This window comes from Cellulomonas citrea (assembly GCF_009829685.1).
Taxonomy (GTDB): Bacteria; Actinomycetota; Actinomycetes; order Actinomycetales; family Cellulomonadaceae; genus Cellulomonas; species Cellulomonas citrea.
In genome coordinates this window covers 1-17,680 of the sequence record NZ_VWSD01000058.1, presented here as the reverse complement: position 1 = coordinate 17,680, position 17,680 = coordinate 1, and the positions used below count along the sequence as shown (strand labels likewise).

16 protein-coding genes are annotated in these 17,680 nt (G+C 72.2%); 15 read left to right on the top strand and 1 reads right to left on the bottom strand.

What is annotated here, in order from left to right:
• Positions 1-140 precede the first annotated feature (140 nt).
• From F2B26_RS08480 to F2B26_RS08450, 7 genes are all read left to right on the top strand, one after another.
• Entirely contained in the window at positions 141-365 is a 225-nt protein-coding gene (locus F2B26_RS08480; protein ID WP_201292669.1) for a hypothetical protein, read from the top strand.
• Positions 365-1,147: a glucosamine-6-phosphate deaminase gene (nagB, locus tag F2B26_RS08475; RefSeq protein ID WP_159808340.1), complete on the top strand. Its 783-nt coding sequence runs from the start codon at positions 365-367 to the stop codon at positions 1,145-1,147. The genes F2B26_RS08480 and nagB overlap by 1 nt, the downstream gene beginning before the upstream one ends.
• A 52-nt stretch (positions 1,148-1,199) precedes the next feature.
• Positions 1,200-1,583, top strand: coding sequence for a DUF3039 domain-containing protein (locus F2B26_RS08470; RefSeq protein WP_201292668.1), 384 nt, complete (start codon positions 1,200-1,202; stop codon positions 1,581-1,583).
• Positions 1,580-3,379: a DEAD/DEAH box helicase gene (locus tag F2B26_RS08465; RefSeq protein ID WP_159808338.1), complete on the top strand. Its 1,800-nt coding sequence runs from the start codon at positions 1,580-1,582 to the stop codon at positions 3,377-3,379. Before F2B26_RS08470 ends, F2B26_RS08465 begins: the two co-directional genes overlap by 4 nt.
• A gap of 407 nt (positions 3,380-3,786) precedes the next feature.
• Positions 3,787-5,058, top strand: a complete 1,272-nt coding sequence (locus F2B26_RS08460) for an MFS transporter (protein ID WP_159808336.1) — start codon at positions 3,787-3,789, stop codon at positions 5,056-5,058.
• Positions 5,059-5,148: 90 nt separating this feature from the next.
• Positions 5,149-6,408 (top strand): MFS transporter, encoded by a 1,260-nt coding sequence (locus F2B26_RS08455; protein WP_159808334.1) that lies wholly within the window; start codon positions 5,149-5,151, stop codon positions 6,406-6,408.
• A complete protein-coding gene (locus tag F2B26_RS08450) occupies positions 6,405-7,565 on the top strand; it encodes an NAD(P)-binding protein (protein WP_159808332.1) in 1,161 nt (386 codons plus the stop codon). Before F2B26_RS08455 ends, F2B26_RS08450 begins: the two co-directional genes overlap by 4 nt.
• A 14-nt stretch (positions 7,566-7,579) precedes the next feature.
• Here the strand turns inward: F2B26_RS08450 and F2B26_RS08445 are convergent, their stop codons facing one another.
• Positions 7,580-8,239: a TetR/AcrR family transcriptional regulator gene (locus F2B26_RS08445; protein ID WP_159808330.1), complete on the bottom strand. Its 660-nt coding sequence runs from the start codon at positions 8,237-8,239 to the stop codon at positions 7,580-7,582.
• A gap of 326 nt (positions 8,240-8,565) precedes the next feature.
• On the opposite strand from F2B26_RS08445, the gene F2B26_RS08440 reads away from it, so the two are divergent.
• The 8 genes from F2B26_RS08440 to F2B26_RS08405 all read left to right on the top strand — a co-directional run bounded on the left by F2B26_RS08440 (position 8,566) and on the right by F2B26_RS08405 (position 17,432).
• Entirely contained in the window at positions 8,566-9,741 is a 1,176-nt protein-coding gene (locus F2B26_RS08440; protein WP_159808328.1) for an acyl-CoA dehydrogenase family protein, read from the top strand.
• Positions 9,742-9,819: 78 nt separating this feature from the next.
• The gene (locus tag F2B26_RS08435) at positions 9,820-11,040 is read left to right on the top strand and encodes a CaiB/BaiF CoA transferase family protein (protein ID WP_159808326.1); all 1,221 of its coding nucleotides are present in this window, start codon (positions 9,820-9,822) and stop codon (positions 11,038-11,040) included.
• Positions 11,041-11,078: 38 nt separating this feature from the next.
• On the top strand, positions 11,079-12,239 hold the full coding sequence (locus F2B26_RS08430) for an acyl-CoA dehydrogenase family protein (RefSeq protein ID WP_159808324.1): 1,161 nt from the start codon (positions 11,079-11,081) through the stop codon (positions 12,237-12,239).
• Entirely contained in the window at positions 12,236-13,531 is a 1,296-nt protein-coding gene (locus F2B26_RS08425; RefSeq protein ID WP_210766849.1) for an FAD-dependent oxidoreductase, read from the top strand. The genes F2B26_RS08430 and F2B26_RS08425 overlap by 4 nt, the downstream gene beginning before the upstream one ends.
• Positions 13,528-13,833 carry a ferredoxin family protein gene (locus F2B26_RS08420; RefSeq protein WP_201292667.1) on the top strand — a complete coding sequence of 102 codons (306 nt, stop codon included), beginning with the start codon at positions 13,528-13,530 and terminating at the stop codon, positions 13,831-13,833. Before F2B26_RS08425 ends, F2B26_RS08420 begins: the two co-directional genes overlap by 4 nt.
• A gap of 63 nt (positions 13,834-13,896) precedes the next feature.
• Complete coding sequence (locus tag F2B26_RS08415; RefSeq protein WP_159808320.1) at positions 13,897-15,630, top strand: AMP-binding protein; 1,734 nt, start codon at positions 13,897-13,899, stop codon at positions 15,628-15,630.
• Between the two features lies 1 nt (position 15,631).
• Positions 15,632-16,411 (top strand): electron transfer flavoprotein subunit beta/FixA family protein, encoded by a 780-nt coding sequence (locus tag F2B26_RS08410; RefSeq protein ID WP_159808318.1) that lies wholly within the window; start codon positions 15,632-15,634, stop codon positions 16,409-16,411.
• Positions 16,412-16,442: 31 nt separating this feature from the next.
• The gene (locus F2B26_RS08405; protein ID WP_159808316.1) at positions 16,443-17,432 is read left to right on the top strand and encodes an electron transfer flavoprotein subunit alpha/FixB family protein; all 990 of its coding nucleotides are present in this window, start codon (positions 16,443-16,445) and stop codon (positions 17,430-17,432) included.
• Positions 17,433-17,680 lie beyond the last annotated feature (248 nt).

Below are 17,680 nucleotides of genomic sequence, written 5' to 3'. Positions count from 1 at the left end.
ACGTAGACCAGCGTGAGCACCACCCACGGCAGGAACGCGATCGCGTAGAACGTGAAGATCGTGCGGTGCGCGTAGGCGAACCACGGCAGCCACCCCGCGGCGATGCCGGACAGCACCGCCCCGGCCCCGCGGCGGTCCGGGTGCTCGTGCTCACCACCGATGTGCGACGGGTGGTCCTGGGCGGCGGTGTGGCGGCGCTCGGGGCCCCGCTGCTCGACGCGCTCACCCAGGTGCTCCAGGATCAGGCGTCGGGCTCGGCGTTCCTGCGTTCGTTGCGCATCGCCGACCGGGTCCGGCTGGCACCGGCGGGGCTCCCCGTCGGCGCATTCGGTGCGGGGCTGCTCGCACCCGAGGAGGAGGTCTGATGGAGGTCGTCATCGCCCCGGCCGACGTGCTCGCACGCCTGGCCGCGGACACCGTCGAGGGGCTGCTGCGCACGCGCCCGGACGCCGTGCTGGGGCTCGCCACCGGGTCGAGCCCGCTGGCCGTCTACGACGAGCTGGTGCGCCGGCACGTCGAGGAGGGCCTGTCCTTCGCCCGCGCCCGCGCGTTCACCCTCGACGAGTACGTCGGCCTGCCGCTGGACCACCCGCAGCGCTACCGCAACGTCATCGCCCGCGAGCTCACCGACCGGGTCGACCTGGACCCGGCGCGGGTGGCCGGGCCGGACGGTGCCGCGGACGATCTGCCGGCCGCGTGCGCCGCGTACGAGCAGGCGATCGTCGACGCCGGCGGGGTGGACGTGCAGATCCTGGGCATCGGCACCGACGGGCACATCGCCTTCAACGAGCCGGGCTCCTCGCTGGCCTCGCGCACCCGGGTGAAGACACTCACGGCCCAGACCCGGCAGGACAACGCCCGGTTCTTCGACGACGACCTGGAGGCGGTGCCGCAGCACTGCGTCACGCAGGGCATCGGCACCATCCTGGCGGCCGGGCACCTCGTGCTGCTGGCGACCGGGCGGGCCAAGGCCGAGGCGGTGCACCAGATGGTCGAGGGGCCGGTGAGCGCTCTGTGGCCGGCGTCCGCGCTCCAGCTGCACCCGCACGTGAGCGTGCTCATCGACGACGCTGCGGCGAGCCGGCTGCAGCTGGCCGACCACTTCCGTCAGACGTGGGCCGCCAAGCCTGCCTGGCAGGGGCTGTAGGTCGCCGTCATCGCACCGGGGAACGTCCGGGCACCCGCCGTAGACTTGCCGCATGACCTCCGAACCGTTGCCTCCCACCGGTCCTGACGACCCGTTCGGGCCGGGCGGGCCGGAGGCGGGCACCGCGGTCCTGGAGCGCACCGTCGCCCAGGAGCAGGTCGAGCCGGGGGATCACGAGCGGTTCGCGCACTACGTGCGCAAGGAGCGGATCCTGGAGTCCGCGGTGAGCGGCAAGCCCGTCGTGGCGCTGTGCGGCAAGGTCTGGGTGCCCGGCCGCGACCCGAGCAAGTTCCCGGTCTGCCCCGCCTGCAAGGCGATCCTCGAGGGGATGGGCGCCGGCGGCGACGGCAAGGACGACGGCAAGGACACGGGCGGTTCCGGCGGGTCGGGCAGGCGCTGGGGCTTCGGCCGCGGCGGCTCCTCGGACGGACGGTGAGCGCGGGACCCTCGTCCGCGTCGCCGTCGTCGCCCCCGGTCCCGCCGCACCGGTCGCGGGCGTCCTCGCTGTCGCCCGCCTATCCGGCGCGCGCCCCGTGGGGGACCGCGGACCGGCTGCGGGCCTGGCAGGCCCAGGCGCTCGTCGCCTACCGGGAGCACACGTCGCGGGACTTCCTCGCGGTGGCCACCCCGGGCGCGGGCAAGACGACGTTCGCGCTGCGCGTGGCCACCGAGCTTCTCGAGGCCGGGACGGTGCGCCGGGTGACGGTGGTCGCCCCGACCGAGCACCTGAAGAAGCAGTGGGCGGATGCGGCGGCGCGGGTGGGCATCCGGCTCGACCCGGCGTTCAGCAACGCCCAGGGCCGGCACGGTGCGGGTTTCGACGGGGTCGCGGTGACGTACGCCCAGGTGGCGAGCAAACCGGCGCTGCACGCGGCGCGCACCGAGGCGGCCCGCACGCTCGTCATCCTCGACGAGGTGCACCACGCCGGTGACGCGCTGAGCTGGGGCGATGCGGTGCGCGAGGCGTTCGAGGGGGCGACCCGGCGGCTGTCGCTCACCGGGACACCGTTCCGCTCGGACACCTCCGCGATCCCGTTCGTGCGGTACGAGCCGGACCACGAGGGCATCCGGCGCTCGGCGGCCGACGTGACCTACGGCTACGGCGAGGCGCTGCGCGACCATGTCGTGCGGCCGGTCATCTTCCTCACCTACTCCGGCACGTTGAGCTGGCGCACCCGGGCCGGCGACGAGCTGTCCGCCCGGCTCGGTGAACCGGCGACCAAGGACCTCGTGGCGCAGGCGTGGCGCGCGGCGCTGGACCCGGCGGGGGAGTGGATCGCGGGGGTGCTGGCCGCGGCGGACACCCGGCTGTCGCAGGTGCGGCGCACGGTGCCGGACGCGGGTGGCATGGTGATCGCGACGGACCAGAACGACGCACGGGCCTACGCCGGTGTGCTGGCCCGGGTCACCGGTCAGTCGCCCACCGTGGTGCTGTCCGACGACGAGGGCGCCTCGGACCGGATCGACGAGTTCTCGCACGGCGACTCGCGCTGGCTGGTGGCCGTGCGGATGGTGTCCGAGGGTGTGGACGTGCCGCGGCTGGCGGTCGGGGTGTACGCGACGAACGCCTCGACGCCGCTGTTCTTCGCCCAGGCGATCGGCCGGTTCGTGCGGGCGCGCCGTCGTGGTGAGACCGCGTCGGTGTTCCTGCCGAGCGTGCAGCCGCTGCTCGCCCTGGCCGCGTCGTTGGAGGTCGAGCGCGACCACGCCCTCGACCGGCGACCGGCGGGCGACGAGGACCCGGACGCGCTCATGGCCGAGGCGCTCGCGGACCGTCGGACCCCGGACGCCGTGGGAGCCGACGGGGTGCAGGGCACGTTCGAGGCGTTGGGTGGCCAGGCGTCCTTCGACCGGGTGCTGTTCGACGGCGGCGAGTTCGGCACCGAGGCCGAGGTGGGTTCGGCCGAGGAGCTGGACTTCCTGGGGCTGCCGGGCTTGCTGGAGCCCGAGCAGGTCTCGGCGCTGCTGCGGCAGCGCCAGGCCGACCAGCTCGCGGCCCGGCGCCGCGGGGGTGCGAGCGAACCGGTCGCCGACCACCGTCGGCAGGCGGCGCTGCGGGCCGAGCTGTCCCGGCTGGTGGGGGCCTGGTCGCGGCGCAGCGGGGTGCCGCACGGTGTGGTGCACACCCAGCTGCGCACCCGCTGCGGGGGCCCGGAAGTGGCTCTGGCCAGCCCCGAGCAGCTCGACCAGCGCATCGCGTTGCTGCGCGACTGGTTCGTCGGGCGCAGCTGACTTCTCCCTCGCGCAGGGGGCGGCTCGACGTCGCGCCGGGGCCGTCCGTGGCACCCCGGCGCCGGACGGGCGCGCCCGCGCAGTGCTCTGACCTGCGCATCGACTCCTCGTGCAGCCTCGTCGGCCTCGTCATGAGCGAGGGGACCTAGGACCCCTCCGCGAGCCGTCCGCGGTCGGCAGAGTATGTACTACCAAGTGAGTACCAAGCAGATGCCGAGGGAGGCGCCGCCCCCGGCACCCGCTCTCGACGAAGACGCGAGGAACAAGGACACCGCTGTCCGGTGCGAGACGCCCATGCCCTGCGCCGGGCGGCTCGGCCGAGGGTTCCCCCCGACGCACCACCCCACCGCACCACCGCACCACGCGGGGCGAAGGCCCCGGTCCCCAGCTGCGCGAAAGGTCGCTCGATGAGAAAGAACCCGTACCTGCCCACGGCCATCTCGATCTATCTGTTCTTCGTGGTCTACGGCATGGCCGTCATCATCATGTCCCAGCACTCCGACCAGCTGCAGGCCCAGTGGGGGGCGACGCAGGGCCAGGTCCTCGTCGCGATCTCCGGCATCGGCATCGGCAAGATCATCGGTCCGGCGTTCGCCGGGTTCCTGTCCGACCGCATCGGCCGGCGCTGGATGCTCGTCGCGTCGTTCGCGATGTACGTGATCTTCCTGCTCGGCATGATGGTGAGCCCGAGCTACCAGGTGGGCTTCGCGCTCGCGGTGTTCTTCGGCCTGGCCAACGCCATCTCGGACACCGGCGCCTACCCGACGCTCATGGAGGCCTTCCCGAAGACCCCGGGCTCGGCCAACCTCATCGTCAAGGCCGCGATCGCCGTCGGCCAGCTGCTCATCCCGCTCATCGTCACCGCGGTCGCCGCGGCCTCCATCGCGTGGGGCTCGACCTTCATCGGCCTGGCCGTCATCCTCGTGATCCTGCTCATCGCCAACCTGCGCCTGCCGTTCCCGGACTACAAGGCCATCGCCGCCGAGCAGAAGGCCACGATCGAGGCCAACGTCGGCACCGCCGAGCAGTCCGGCGCCCGGATCGGCCTCGAGGGCACCGCGCTCGTGCTCTACGGGTTCACCAGCACCGCGATCTTCTGGCTCGCCTCGCAGTCGCTGCCCAAGCTCGGCGTCAACCTCGTCGGCATGAGCCCCGAGGCGGGCAAGGGCCTGGTCTCGTTCTTCTCGATCGGCTCGTTCGCCGGCGTCTTCATCACCGCGGCCCTCGTGGCCCGCAAGTTCAAGCCGGTGACGTTCCTCGTGCTCAACCCGGCCGTCGCGACGTTCGCCTACATCGGGATGCTCGTGTTCCCCAACGCGGGCGCCTACCGGTTCTTCGCGTTCATCATCGGCTACTTCGCCGCCGGTGGGCTCTTCCAGCTCACGGTCGTCGTGCTCGCCGAGTTCTTCCCGGTGCGCAAGGGCGTGGTCACCTCGCTCATCGGCCTGGCATCCGGGCTGGCCGCCTTCGCCCTGCCGTACACCTCCGGCCTGGTCGTCGGCAACGCCACCGCACCGGCCGACCTGGCGGCGGCCTACAAGATCATCGCCGGGATCGGTATCGGGGTCTCCGTGGCCTCGGCGCTGCTCGGGGTCCTCGTGCTCATCCGGCACCGGGCCGTGTTCCCGCGCACCCCGGCCGAGCCCGAGGCCGTGACCGCCGGCAGCACCGCCGCCTGAGCACACCCGGACGCACCGTCGGCCCCGGTCCGGCCCCACGAGGGGCGGGCCGGGGCCGACCCGCAGCAGCACCGACAAGGAGGTCGGAGAGTGAACCCCTCGCACTACCGCGCCACCGCAGCCTCGATCTACCTGTTCTTCGTGGTGTACGGCATGGCGGTCATCGTGATGGCCCAGTCCTCGGCGCACCTGCAGGCCCAGTGGGGCGCGACCGAGGGCGAGGTCCTCGTCGCGATCTCCGGGGTGGGGATCGGCAAGGTCGTCGGACCGGCGTTCGCCGGGTTCCTGTCCGACCGGGTCGGCCGCCGCACGGTGATCCTGCTCTCGCTCGGGCTGTACGCCACCTTCCTGCTCGGGCTGCTCGTGAGCCCGACGTGGCAGGTGGGCCTCGCCCTCGCCGTCACGTTCGGCCTGGCCAACGCGATCGGCGACACCGGCAACTACCCCACCCTCATGGAGGCCTTCCCGCAGGCCGCCGGGTCGGCCAGCGTCGTGGTCAAGGCCGCGATCGCGCTCGGGCAGTTCCTGCTGCCGCTCGTCATCACGGCCGTGGCCGGTGCCGGGCTGGCCTGGGGCAGCCCGCTGATCGGCCTCGCGCTCGTGCTCGCGGTGCTGTTCGTCGTCCAGCTCCGGCTGCCGTTCCCGGACCACCGCGCGGTGGCCGAGGCCCAGCGGGCCCGGTTGCAGGAGGTCGTCGCGACGCGCGGCACCGGCGGCGCGCGGGTCCGGGTCGAGGGCGTCGCGATGGTGCTCTACGGGTTCTTCGCCACCGCGATGTTCTGGCTGGCCCAGAACTGCCTGCCCCGGGTCGGCATGACGCTCGCCGGGATGGACGACACCGCCGGACGCGGGCTCATCTCCTTCTACTCGGCCGGGTCGTTCCTCGGGGTGCTGGTCACCGCGACGCTCGTGGCCAGGGCCGTGCCGGCCGTCGCGGTGCTCGTGGTCAACCCGGTGGTGGCCGGCCTGGCGTACCTGGCGATGCTGCTCAGCGGCGACCCGACGCTGTACGCCGGCTGCGCGTTCGCGATCGGGTTCTTCGCGGCCGGCGGGCTGTTCCAGCTCGCCGTCGTGGTGCTCGCCGAGTTCTTCCCGGACCACAAGGGTGTCGTCACCTCGATGATCGGCCTGGCCTCGGGCGCCTCGGCGTTCGTCATGCCGTTCGTCGCGGGGCGGGTCGTCGGCGGCGGTCTCGACCTGACCGCCAGCTACCGCACCGTCGTGCTGCTGGGCGTGGTGGTCGCGGCGGCCTCGGCCGTGCTGGGTGCGCTGGTGGCGGTGCGGCACCGGACGCTGCTGGGGGAGCAGGGCCGGCCCGTGCGGCAGGCGGTCGACGCGGCCGGCCGATGAGCACCCGGCGCCCGGTGCGGCTGGGGCTGGTGAGCCCGCCCGCGAGCAGCCTGGCGCACCGCACGGGGGACTGGCGCACGGAGCGCCCCGTCTTCGTCGAGCTCTCGGCGCCCTGCGCGCGGGACTGCCCGGCGGGGGAGGACGTGCGGGGCTGGCTCACCCGCGCGCAGGAGGACGGTGGCGCCCGCGCGGCCTGGGAGCGGCTGACGGCGCGCAACCCGCTGCCGGCCACGATGGGTCGGGTCTGCTACCGGCCGTGCGAGGCCGCGTGCCTTCGCGGCCGGCTGGACGAGGCGGTCGGCATCTGCGCCGTCGAGCAGGCGCTCGGTGAGCAGGCGCTCGCGCAGGGCTGGCCGTTGGCCGCACCGCCGGCGCCGACCGGGCGGTCCGTGCTCGTCGTGGGGGCCGGTCCGGCCGGGCTCGCCGCCGTGCACCGGTTGCGCCAGGCGGGCCACGCGGTGCACCTGCACGAGTCGGCGTCGGTGCTCGGTGGCATGCTGCGGTACGGCATCTCGGCGCAGCGGCTGCCCAGGGCGGTGCTCGACGGTGAGGTCGACCGGCTGCTGGCCACGGGCGTCGAGGTCCGGCTGCGCACGACGGTGCGTCGCCTCGCCGACGTCGTGCAGCAGTACGACGCCGTGGTGCACTGCACCGGGGTGGCCAACGCGATCGCGCTCGTGCACCAGGGGGTGCTCTGGCGCCAGCCCGCCCATGCCGGCGGTCCCGCGCAGCGCACCGTCACCTACGCGCTCGGGCAGGGCCGGGCGGCGGCCGATGCGGTGTGCGAGCACCTGGCCGGGTCACCGTCGCCGGTGCCCCCACCTGCACCGGTGGTGGCCTACGAGCAGCTGACGACCTGGTACTACGCGGATGCCCCGCGTGCCCTCGGGCCCGCCCTGGCCGGTGCGCGGGCGTCCCGGCCGCTCCAGGTGGTGCCGCTGGGGGCGGACCTCGTGACGTTCGAGGCGCGGCGGTGCCTGTCGTGCGGCTCGTGCTTCGGCTGCGACAACTGCTACGGGATGTGCCCGGACGACGCGGTGGGCAAGACCGGCCCGGGCGCGGTGTACGAGATCGATCTGGACTACTGCAAGGGGTGCGGCATCTGCGCCGCCGAGTGCCCGTGCGGGGCGATCGCGATGGTGCTGGAGCACCGGTGAGCGCGCTGGTCGGCTCAGTGGGGGTCGGCGAGCACGAACCGCAGCACGACGTCCTCGATCATGGCCCGCACGTGCGGCGTCTCCTGCTCGCCCATCATGTCCCGCTCGAACAGCTCGCGGAACGTCGAGCGGTTGGACACCCGTTGGAACGCCAGGCCGGAGAGCACCTGCTCGACGTCGAGCGCATCGGGGCCCTCGCGGAACACGCCCTGCTCGCGGCCGCGGCGCAGCACGTCGTCGATGAGGGTGAGCACCCCGCGGTTCTGCGCCCGCGCCTCGTCGGACATGAGGTGGATGGCACCGGCCGGCAGCGTGTTCTCGAACACGACGAGCCGGATGAACTCGGGGTGCTCGGCGTGGTGGTCGATGTTGGACCGGACGAGGACCCGCAGCGCCTCCTCGGGCTCGAGCTCGTCGAGCCGCAGGTTGGTCTCGCTCTCGCGGATCCGGCGGTAGGACTCCAGCAGCGCAGCGGCGTAGAGCTGCTCCTTGCTGCGGAAGTAGTAGTAGATCATCCGCTTGGTGACCTTGGTGCGTTCGGCGATGGCGTCGATGCGTCCGCCGAGCAGCCCGTGCGCCGAGAATTCCTCGATGGCGGCGTCCAGGATCTGACGCCGGGTGCCCTCGGGGTCACGCCGGACGGATCCGGTCTCGTCGTCGTTCTCGGTGTTCATCGGATCCTCCTGGAGGGCGCCTGCCCCTGATCGCCTCGTTCGTCCCGACGGTATTCGATCGCGGCGGGCCGGTGGCTTCGCCGCACCGAGAGGGCCTCTGAACTGCGAGGACGAAGGTCCCGCGAACGCTGCGGGGGTGAGGGCGAGACTGGTCGTGCACTTTGTACGAACTAGTGAGTACTCAGTACGAACCGGAGAGTACAGGTACTGAGTCCGTTGTTCCGTCAGCGCTGACAGGACTGAGCATCGCCCTGCTGCGCCTGCCGTCCCGGACGTGGGCCGCCGAGCCCGCGCGGGACGCCGCACACCGATCGAGGAGGATGTCGATGTTGGACCACAAGCCGAGGAACGACGACGAGTTCGCGGCCTATCTGCTCCAGATCCGCGAGCTGGCCCAGGGCCCGTTCGACGAGATGCAGAAGGAGATCGAGGTCACCAACAAGTTCCCGGACGAGTTCTTCACGCTCGCCTCCGAGAACAACCTGTACCGGTTCTACCTGCCCGAGCAGTACGGCGGCTGGGGCCTGAGCACCAAGCAGATCTTCAAGGTCCAGGAGGAGTTCTCCCGCGGCCCCGGCGGCATGCGGATGCACCTGCACCACGCGGCCGGCCTCAACTGGCGCATCATGGACGACTTCGGCCAGGACGAGGTCAAGGCGTGGGCCATGCCCCGCTTCGCCGACAAGACGCTCTACATCAACTTCGCGCTCACCGAGAAGGAAGCCGGCTCCGGCGCCGACATCAAGACCACCGCGGTGCGCGACGGCGACGACTGGATCGTCAACGGCGAGAAGACCCTCATCTCGCACACCGACTGCTCGGACGGCACCTACGTCACGACGCTCACGGACCCCACGGCGGACAAGGACCACCGCCTCACGACCTTCTTCATCCCGGTGGACACCCCCGGGTACGAGATCGTCGAGATGCCGCACATGATGGGCTGCAAGGGCGCCGGCCACGCCGGTCTGCGGTTCACCGACTGCCGCGTGCCGGACAAGTACCGCATGGGTGCGGTCGGCGACGGGTACCACGTCGCGCTGTTCTCGCTCGGCCTGTCCCGCGCGCACATCGCCGACTCCAACCTCGGCATGGCCCAGCGCATGCTCGAGATCCAGATCAAGCGGGCCAAGGAGCGCTACACCTTCGGCAAGCCGCTGGCCTCCCGCCAGGAGATCCAGCACATGATCGCCGAGTCCGGCGCCCGGGTGTACGCGCTGCGCCAGATGGTGCACGACACGGCCGACCGCTACGACCGTGGCGAGCAGGCCGACACCTTCGCGGCCATGTGCAAGCTGTTCTCGATCGACACCGTGAAGATCGTCTCGGACAACATGCTCGAGATCCTCGGCGGCATCGGCTACTTCGAGGACTGCGAGTACGGGCCCGTCGAGCGCCTCTACCGCGACTGCCGCGCCATGTGGCTCGAGGAGGGCCCGCCCACCGTGCAGCGGATCACCGCGGCCCGGGGCCTCATCGCCAACGGCGGCGACACCTTCTGACCGCACGGCGGCCCCGGCGCGCCTGCCGTGCGCCGGGGCCGCCGCCCCACCGTCTCGACCGAGCAGGAAGGACCAGCCGTGAAGCCCCTCGAAGGACTCAAGGTGGTCGACATGACCGCCTTCCTGGCGGCACCGACCACCCAACGGATCATGGGCGAGTGGGGCGCCGACGTCATCAAGGTCGAGTCGCCGGCCGGTGACCCTGGCCGCACCCAGGGCGCCGTCTTCGGCACGCCGTACACCGACGACGAGAACCCCGGGTTCGACATGTCGAACATGAACAAGCGGTTCGTCACCGTCGACCTGCGCACCCCCGGCGGGCGCGAGGTGATGGACGCGCTGCTGGCCCAGGCCGACGTCTTCGTCACGAGCACCCGCATCAAGTCGCTGCGCAAGCTCGGCTACGACTACGACTCCCTCCACGAGCGCTTCCCGAAGCTGGTGATGGCGCAGGTGCTGGGGTTCGGCGCCAAGGGTCCGATGAAGGACGCCGCCGGCTTCGACATGACCACCTACATGTCCCGCGCGGGTGTGCTCGGCACGACGGTCAACCGGGGCGGCAGCCCGATGCTCGCACCCAGCGGTTTCGGCGACTTCCAGGTCGCGTTCGTGCTGCTCGCCGGGATCCTGGCCGCCGTGCACCGGGCCCGCACCACCGGTGAGGGCGACTACGTGAGCACCAGCCTGTTCCACGCCGGGGTGTTCGCGCTCAACCAGGCCATGGTCTCCGCGCAGTACGGCAACACCTACCCCAAGGACCGGCGCGAGGTCACCAACCCGTTCAACAACACCTACTACGGCTCCGACGGCGGGCTCATGGCGCTGTGCGCCCCGGAGTACGACCGCGACTTCGCGACGGTGATGCGCCTGGTCGGTCGTGAGGACGTCGCCGACGACGTCCGGCTCAGCACGGTCGGTGAGATCAACGCCGCGCACCGCAACGCCGAGGTCGTCGAGATCCTCGACGGCGCGTTCGCCACGCAGCCCGCCGAGCACTGGCTCGCCCTGTTCGCCGAGCACGACGTGCCGATGGCCAAGTGCCAGCTCCCGCTCGACCTCTACACCGACGAGCAGGCCCTGGCCAACGACGTGCTGCGGCACGTCACCTACCCGACCGGCGCCCAGCGCTGGCTGCCCACCAACCCCGTGCGGTTCGCCAGCCAGGGCGACCCGGACCTCGTGCTCACCACCACCCAGGGTGCGCACACCACGGCCGTGCTCACTGAGCTCGGCTTCAGCACCGAGCAGATCGAGGCGCTGCTGGCCTCGGGCGCGGTGCACGGCCCCCACCCCCGCTGACCTCGCCCGCCGGGCACAAGAACCAAGGAGAGTGCGTCGTGGCACTGATCTACACCGAGGAGCAGACCGAGCTCATCGAGATGGTCCGTGAGTTCGTCTGGAAGGAGATCGCGCCCAAGATCCCCGAGTGCGACCGCGCGGGCGAGTGCCCGCCGGACTTCTTCGACTCGGCCTTCGAGATGGGCCTGCACATGCTCGAGATCCCCGAGGAGTTCGGCGGCGGTGGGCTCGACTTCGTCACCACCGCGATGGTCTTCGAGGAGCTCGGCCGGGTCGACGGCGGCTACGCCCAGACCCTCGTGTCGACCTTCGTCGCGCTGCGCAACGTCATCCTGGCCGGCACGCCCGAGCAGGCCAAGATGTTCGCCGACCTGGTCGCCCCCGGCGGGCTGGGCGCCTTCGTCCTCACCGAGGCCAACTCCGGGTCCGACGCCGCCTCGCTGCGCACCACGGCGATCCGCGACGGTGACGAGTACGTGCTCAACGGCACGAAGACGTGGATCACCAACGGCGGGATCTCCAAGGTGTACGCCGTGCTGGCCAAGACCGACCCGGCCGCCGGCACCAAGGGCATCTCCTGCTTCATCGTCGAGGCCGACCGGCCGGGCGTCTCGTGGGGCACCCACGAGGACAAGATGGGCCTGCGCACCTCGAACACCTGCGACGTCGTGTTCAAGGACGTGCGGGTGCCGGCCGACCACCTCGTCGGCGCCGAGGGCGAGGGCTTCTCCATCGCGATGCGCGGCCTGAACTTCTCGCGGGCCTTCATGGCGACCATCTGCGTCGGCATCATGCAGCGCGCGCTCGACGAGGCCGTCGTCTACGCCAAGACCCGTCAGCAGTTCGGCCAGCCGATCATCAAGTTCCAGCTGGTGCAGAAGCTGCTCGCCGACATGGCCGCGCAGACCGAGGCCGCCCGCTGCCTGGTGCACAACACCATGCGCCTCATGGACGCCGGGCACTCGGTGGTCAAGGAGGGCTCGATCACCAAGATGCTCGTCACCGACATGCTCCAGGACGTCACCAGCAAGGCCGTCCAGGTGTTCGGCGGAAACGGGTACGTCAAGGAGTACCCGGTCGAGAAGCTCATGCGGGACGCCAAGATCTACCAGATCATGGAGGGCACCAACGAGATCCAGGCCCTGGTCATCGGCCGGGCCCTGGACAAGGAGTACGAGACCTCCGGCGGCGGTCGGTGACCACCGTGGACGAGGAGGACGCCTTCGAGGCGATCGTCATCGGGGGAGGGCTGGCCGGTCTGTCGGCCGCGTACCGCCTCGCCCAGGCCGGCCGCAGCGTGCTCGTGGTGGAACGCGGCGCCAGCTGCGGGGCGAAGACCTTCACCGGCGGGCGGCTGTACACCTACTCGTTGCGCGAGCTGCTCGGCGAGCGCTGGCGCGAGGCCCCGCTGCAGCGCGAGATCGACCGCGAGGTCATCTCGATGCTCACCGACACCGAGGCGATGAACGTCGACACGACGTTCGCCGACCCGGCCGGCCGCTCGTACTCGGTGCTGTCCACCCCGTTGGTGGCGTGGCTGGCCGAGCAGTGCGAGCAGGCCGGCGCCGAGATCATCCCGGGGGCCACGGTCACCGGGCTGGTGATCCGCGACGGCGTCGTGCGCGGGGTGCGGATGGGCGACGAGGAGCTCACCAGCGCCCTGGTGATCGACGCCGAGGGCATCAACCCGCTCGTCTTCGAACGCGCCGGTCTGGTGCGCCGGCTGGCGCGCGAGGACGTCGCGGTGGGTGTGAAGTACCTGTTCAAGCTCACCGAGGAGGAGGTCGACCGAAGGTTCACCACGTCCGACCGGCGCGGCACCGCGATGCTCGGCATGGGTGCGGTGACCAAGGGGCTGTTCGGCGGGCTGTTCCTCTACACCAACATCGACTCGGTCTCGCTCGGCCTCGTGGTCGACTCGGACTCCTGGCGTGAGCACGGGCACTCGCTCGTGCAGACCGCCGAGGACCTGCGCCAGCACCCCGCCGTCGGGCGGTACGTGGCCGGTGGCGAGCTCGTCGAGTACGGCGCCCACCTGGTCTACGAGGGCAACGTCGACACGCTGCCGCAGCTGTTCGGTGACGGCTGGCTGATCGCCGGGGACGCCGCCGGGTTCTGCATCAACCGCGGCTTCACCATCCGGGGCATGGACTACGCCATCGCCAGCGGGATCGCCGCCGGTGAGACCGCAGCGGCGGCACTGGCCGCGGGTGACGTGAGCGCCACCCGGCTGTCGGCGTACAAGGCGCGGCTGGAGGGCGGCGTGCTGGCCGACATGGCGAAGGTCCGCGGCGCGCACCACTGGATGGCGCACACCCCCGACCTGTTCAGCACGTACCCGGCGCTGGCCGTCGGGCTCATGCGGGACATGTTCACCGTCGACGGCGGCCCGCTCGTCCCGGTGCGCAGCACGCTGACCGGCACCGTCAAGAAGGTCCCCAAGAAGCTGTCCACGGCACTCAACCTCGTGAAGGGGGTGCGTTCGCTATGAGGCGGATGAAGATCGACGAGCTGCTGTCGGCCACGACGTTCGAGACCGACGAGCACGCGCCGCACATCGTCATCGACCCGCAGGCCTGCCGGACCTGCCCCTCGGGCCGGGCCTGCGAGATCTCCTGCCCGGCCCAGCGCTACCGCTGGGACGAGGCGAACGAGGTGATGACGTTCGACCACGTCGGCTGCCTCGAGTGCGGCAACTGCCGGCTGGTCTGCGACCGGCTGTTCACCGGCGCCGAGGGCTACTCCTGGGACTACCCGCAGAACGGCTCCGGCGTCACCTACCAGTTCGGCTGAGGAACGCCCCGCACGCCCCCGTCAGCCCGACCCGTCGGCCCGAGACCTGGAAGGAGGTCCGCCGTGACGATCAGCACCACCGTGGACCCCCGCCGGGTCGCCGAGTACCGCCGGGCCGGGCTGTGGGGCGATGCGTCGCTGCACGACTACTGGCAGCTGTCCGTGCTGCAGCAGCCGGACCGGGAGGCCGTCGTCGACTCCCGCGGCACGCGCTGGACCTACCGGCAGGTGGACGACCTGGCCGGCCGGGTGGCCGGGCACCTGTACGCCTCCGGTGTGCGCGCCGGCGACGTGGTGTCGGTCCAGCTGCCGAACTGGGCGCAGTTCCTGGCCCTCGACGTGGCGTGCCTGCGGCTGGGTGCGGTGGTCAACCCGGTGCTGCCCTCGCACCGGCACACCGAGCTCACCTACCGGCTGCGGCAGTGCGCCAGCACCGCGCTGGTGATGCCGACCCAGTTCCGCTCGATGGACTACCGCGACCTCGCCGGTCAGCTCGCGGCGGAGCTGCCGGCGCTGCGCACCGTCCTCATGGTGGAGAACCGGGTGCCCGACGGCCGGTTCTGCTCGTTCGACGAGGCCGCACGGCACGACCCGCTGCCGGCCGAGCTGTGGGCCCCCGGCCGCGGCACCGATGTGGCCGCCGTGCTGTTCACGTCCGGCAGCGAGGCCCGCCCCAAGGGTGTGCTGCTCACGCACGACAACGTGCTGGCCGGTGAACGCGCCTTCGCCTACGAGCTGGGCATCGGCTACCCCGACCGGATGTTCATGCCGGCCCCGCTGGCCCACGCCACCGGGTACCTGCACGGGATGACGATGCCGTTCATGGTCGGCGCCACCTCGGTGCTGCTCGACACGTTCACCGGCGAGTCCGCGCTGGCCATGCTCAACGCCGAGCGCTGCACCGCCGGGATGGGGGCGACCAGCATCGTCGCCGACCTGTTCGACGCGTGCGAGCACGGCCCGGGCCTGCACCCGGACCTGCGGCTGCTGGCCTGCGGCGGGGCACCCGTCCCGGCCCGGCTGCTGGAGCGGGCCCGCACCTTCGGCATCCGGGTGCACTCGGTCTACGGCTCCACCGAGAGCGCCCCGCACACCCTGACCCGCGCGGACGACCCGGACCACCGGGTGCTGCGCACCGACGGCCGCCCGGTGCCGGGCACCCAGGTGAAGATCGTCGACCCGGTGACCCGCCGCAGGCTGCCCGCCGGGGTCGAGGGCGAGGAGGCCTCGCGCGGTCCGGCGGTGTTCGCCGGCTACCTGGGCGAGCCCGAGCTCACCGCGGCGTGCCTGGACGCCGACGGCTGGTACTACTCCGGCGACCTCGCGGTGGCCGACGCCGACGGCTACCTGCGGATCACCGGGCGCATCAAGGACACGATCGTGCGCGGCGGGGAGAACATCAGCGCCACCGAGGTCGAGGCGATCGTGCGCGACCACCCCTGGGTCAAGGACGTCGCTGTCGTGGCCATGCCGAACGAGCGCCTCGGCGAGTGCGCGTGCGCGTACGTCGTGCCGACCGTCGGCGCCCCGCACCTGGACCTGGCCGGGCTGCGCCACTTCTTCGTCGAGCGCGGGGTGGCCAAGTACAAGATCCCCGAGTGGGTCGAGATCGTCGACGCCCTGCCCATGACCCCCTCGGGCAAGGTGCGCAAGGTCGAGCTCCGGCAACGGATCGCCGACCAGATCGCGGCCGAACGGGCCGCCGCCCTGGTGCGCGCAGCTGCGCCCGGGGCCACTGAGCAGAACGGGACCGCGGCGATCGTCCGGCCCGCACACACCCGGACGAAAGGGCGATGAGATGAAGATCCTGGTGCTGGTCAAGCAGGTCCCGACGGACCTCGGAGCGGTCAAGCTCAACGAGGACCACACACTGGACCGCACGGCCGCGGGCGTCCAGCTCAACCCGGTCGACAAGAACGCGCTCGAGGCGGCCGTCCAGCTCACCGAGCAGCTCGGTGGCGAGGTCACCGTGCTCTCGATGGGCCCGGCCACGGTCAAGGCCACCCTCAAGGAGTGCGTGGCGGTCGGTGCGCACCGCGGGGTCGCGATCACCGACGAGGCGTTCGCCGGGTCCGACGCGTGGGCCACGGCGCGCGTGCTGGCCGCGGCCGTGCGCCACCTGGGCGGGTTCGACCTCGTGCTGGCCGGCAAGCAGTCGTTCGACGGCGGCACCGGCGAGGTGCCCGTCATGGTCGCCGAGCTGCTCGACCTGCCGCAGGTCACCGGCGTCACCGCGCTGGAGGGCGCGGCCGACGCGCTCGTGTGCACCCAGGTGCTCGACGGCGGGCAGGCGAAGGTGCAGGTCGCCCTGCCGGCCGTGGTGACGGTCGACGAGTACGTCAACACCCCGCGCTACCCGTCGGTGAAGAGCAAGCTCGCCGCGAACAAGGCGTCGTTCGACCAGCTCACCAACGCCGAGCTCGCGGTGCCCGAGGTCGGCCTGGCCGCCTCCGGGACCACGATCCTGTCGGCCACCCGCCCGCCGGCCCGCCAGCCGGGTGCCCGCGTCGAGGGGGACACCCCCGCGCAGGTGGCCGAGAACCTCGTGGCGGCCCTCGTCGCCGCACACGTGCTGTGACGACCCGACCGATCAGGACAGGAGACCTTTCATGAGCACGGACATCTGGGTCGTCGTGGACTCGCGCGACGGCATCGCCTCGGACGCGAGCCTGGCCATCGTCACCGAGGCCGCCACGCTGGCCGCGAGCTGCGGCGGTTCGGTGGTCGCGGTGGTCGTCGCGCCCGACGGTGCGCAGGTCGCCGCCCAGGCGGGGGAGCACGGGGCGAGCACGGTGCGCGTCGTGCAGGGCGAGGCGTACGCGCAGTACTCGACGCAGGCGTGGACGGCGGCGCTGGCGGACCTGGTGCGCACGCACCAGCCGGCCGCGGTGCTGTTCGCCGGCACCGCCATCGGCGCCGACCTGGCCCCGCGGCTGGCCGCCCGGCTGGGCATCGGCCTGGTCTCGGACGCCACCGCGCTGTCGGTCGCGGCCGACGGTCGGATCACCTTCACCAAGAACACCCTGGGCGGCAACCTGCTCACCGAGTGCGTGGTGGCGGCCACCCCGCAGATCGGCACGGTCCGCACCGGGCTGTACAAGAAGGGTGCGCCGACCGGCGTCGCACCGCAGGTCGTCGTCGAGGACGTGCCGGCCCCGGCGCCGGGCGGCGTCCAGGTGCTGTCCTTCACCCCGGACTCCAGCGACGGCGAGATCGCGCTCGAGGACGCCGACGTCGTCATCTCCGGCGGCCGGGCGATGGGCGGTGCCGAGGGCTTCGACGCGCTGCGCGCCCTGGCCGCCGCGTTCGGGCCCGGTGCCGCGGTGGGGGCCTCCCGGCCCGCGGCCGATGCCGGCTGGCTGCCGACCAGCCAGGAGATCGGCATCTCCGGCAAGACGGTGAGCCCGGACCTCTACGTGGCCTGCGGCATCTCCGGCGCCAGCCAGCACCTGGCCGGCATGTCGGGCAGCAAGCTGGTCGTGGCGATCAACTCCGACCCGCAGGCACCCATCTTCGAGGTCGCCGACCTCGGTGTGGTGGGTGACCTGTTCGAGATCGTGCCTGCGCTGGCGGACGCAGTGGCACGGCACCGCGGCTGAGCCCGCGGTGGGCGGGGCAGGGGCCTTCGAGGCGTTGGACCCTGCACCCGCCGGACGGACGTCCGCCCGGACCTGGCGCTGTGCCGGTCCGGGCGGACGTGTCCGTGGTCGGGTGCGGGTGCGCACGGCGTGCGCACGACATGCGCACCCGGTGCGGCTCATACGGTGAGCGTGACGGTGTCCAGCTCGGCCTCGTCGGCCGACAGTCGCAGCGCGCCGCGGGGCAGCTCGGCGCGCGAGGCGGCGTG